The sequence below is a fragment of the Mycobacterium sp. TH-M11 genome (assembly GCF_057473725.1).
This window is the reverse complement of the sequence record NZ_JBYCLD010000302.1, coordinates 1-2,074: the sequence shown is the minus strand read 5'-3', so window position 1 is coordinate 2,074 and position 2,074 is coordinate 1. Positions and strand designations below refer to the sequence as shown.

At 66.8% G+C, this 2,074-nt stretch carries 2 protein-coding genes and 1 pseudogene; 1 reads left to right on the top strand and 2 read right to left on the bottom strand.

Annotated elements, in window-relative coordinates; translation table 11 throughout:
• Positions 1 to 327 (bottom strand): SDR family NAD(P)-dependent oxidoreductase (locus tag AC2VOG_RS12450; RefSeq protein ID WP_486940204.1); only part of this gene is annotated, 327 nt, incomplete at its 3' end.
• 110 nt (positions 328 to 437) lie between these two features.
• On the opposite strand from AC2VOG_RS12450, the gene AC2VOG_RS12445 reads away from it, so the two are divergent.
• Positions 438 to 1,802, top strand: coding sequence for an adenylate/guanylate cyclase domain-containing protein (locus AC2VOG_RS12445; protein ID WP_486940203.1), 1,365 nt, complete (start codon positions 438 to 440; stop codon positions 1,800 to 1,802).
• A gap of 24 nt (positions 1,803 to 1,826) precedes the next feature.
• On the opposite strand, the pseudogene AC2VOG_RS12440 reads toward AC2VOG_RS12445, so the two are convergent.
• Positions 1,827 to 2,074 (bottom strand): annotated as a pseudogene (locus AC2VOG_RS12440) (SDR family NAD(P)-dependent oxidoreductase); the annotation flags it as partial.

The following is a 2,074-nucleotide window of genomic DNA, read 5'->3' as shown; positions in this document are numbered from 1 at the left end:
ATTGATCGCGATGGTCAGCTCCGCCGTCCCGGGACCGCCGCTGGTGATGTCCTCGACCCGCTGAATGCCGGCATTGTTGACCAGCACGTTGACGTCCGGGTGGTGGTCTTTGAGCTCGATCGCGAACCGCCGGATGTCGCCCGCGTCGCCCTGATCCAGCGAGAGGTACTCGATGCCCGGGTTGGCTTCGGCGACTTTCTTCAGCAGTTCGACGCGCCGGCCCACGATGACGACCTTGTTGCCTGCGTGGTGGAAGGCCTCGGCCAGGCCGCGACCGATCCCGGTGCCCCCGCCGGTGACCAGAACGGTGTTGCCCGTCAACTGCATGACGCTCTCCCTTTCGTCGATACCTGCATACTCGTGTCCGCGCGGCCAGGAAGCGACTACCGGGCACCAGCCCGGGTAAACGTATCGGTTTCCTGCTCTAGCCTGTAGCGGTGTCGCAGTTTCCGCGGACTCGCTACGCCAGCTGCAGCGAGGTTGACATCGCCTACCAGGTGTTAGGCGATGGGCCGACCGACATGCTGGTGCTGCCCGGTCCGTCCATCCCGATCGACACCATCGACGCCGAACCGTCGATGTACCGCTTTCACCGGCGGCTGGCCTCCTTCAGCCGGGTGATCCGACTCGACCAACGCGGGGCCGGCATGTCGTCGCGCGTTTCTCGGGACGTGATCGGCCCGACGTTCTGGGCGAAAGACGCCGTCGCGGTGATGGACGCGATCGGCTGCGAGCGAGCGACGATTTTCGCACCCGGGTTCGCCTCGATGACCGGACTGATTCTCGCGGCGGACTACCTGGAGCGGGTGGCCAACCTGGTGATCGTCAACGGCGCAGCCCGGACGCTGCGCGCCGACGACTACCCGATGGGGTTCGACATCGTCGACGACGACCCCTACACGACGGTGGCGATGGAACCGGACGCCGTCGACCAGGGTTTCGACATGCTTGGCTTCATCGCGCCCAGCATGGTCGGCGACCACGCATTCCGTGCCTGGTGGGACCTGGCCGGCAATCGGGCCGCCTCACCCAGCATGGCGCGCGCGATGATCCTGACCGTCCGGCATTGCGACGTCCGCGACACTCTGGAGCGGATCACCGCACCGACGCTGGTCCTGCACCGCGAGGATTCCGAATTCTGCCCGATTGCCAACGGCCGCTACATCGCCGAGCGCATCGCCGGCGCGCGACTCGTCGAACTGCCCGGGGCCGACGCGCTGTACTGGGTCGGTGACGCCGCGCCGATGCTCGACGAGATCGAGGAGTTCGTCACCGGTGTCCGAGGCGGTTTCGGCGGCGAGCGGGTGCTGACCACGATCATGTTCACCGACATCGTCGGCTCGACCGAGCGGGCCGCGCTGCTCGGCGACGGCCGGTGGCGCAACCTGTTGGACAACCACGACACCATCGTGCGTCACGACCTCGAACGGTTCGGTGGCCTCGAGGTGAACACCGCCGGTGACGGATTCGTGGCGTCCTTTCCCAGCCCGAGTGCCGCCATCGCGTGCGCCGATTCCCTCGTCGACGCAGTTCGGTTGCTGGGCATCGAGATTCGGGTAGGCATCCACGCCGGAGAGGTCGAGGTGCGCGGTGACGACGTCGCCGGGATGGCGGTGCACATCGGTGCGCGCGTTGCCGCCCTGGCCGGACCCAGCGAGATCCTGGTGTCGTCGACGGTCCGCGATATCGTCACCGGCTCACCACACCGGTTCGCCGACCGCGGCGAACACCACCTCAAGGGCGTGCCGGGCCAGTGGCGGCTGTGCGCGCTCGTTCGGGCGAAACCGACCGCCACCCCATAGAACACCGCGGGCCACCCGCCGCTGCTAGACCGGAACCGTTGTCCCTGTTTCCTTTTCACCGAATTCGAACACCTTGGCGGCGATCTCGTAATCGGCCGCCAAAGCAGAGCGGCCGATGAGCACCGGGCCGCCCTTGAGCCCAAGTCGACCCTCGACACCCACATAGCTGCCGGGCGGTATCGGTTCACTGATGCAGTAGAGCGTCGGCGCCGCGCCTTCCTCGATGTCGTTGCCGAATTTGTGCGCCAGCACCGTGACCACCCGATGGAAAG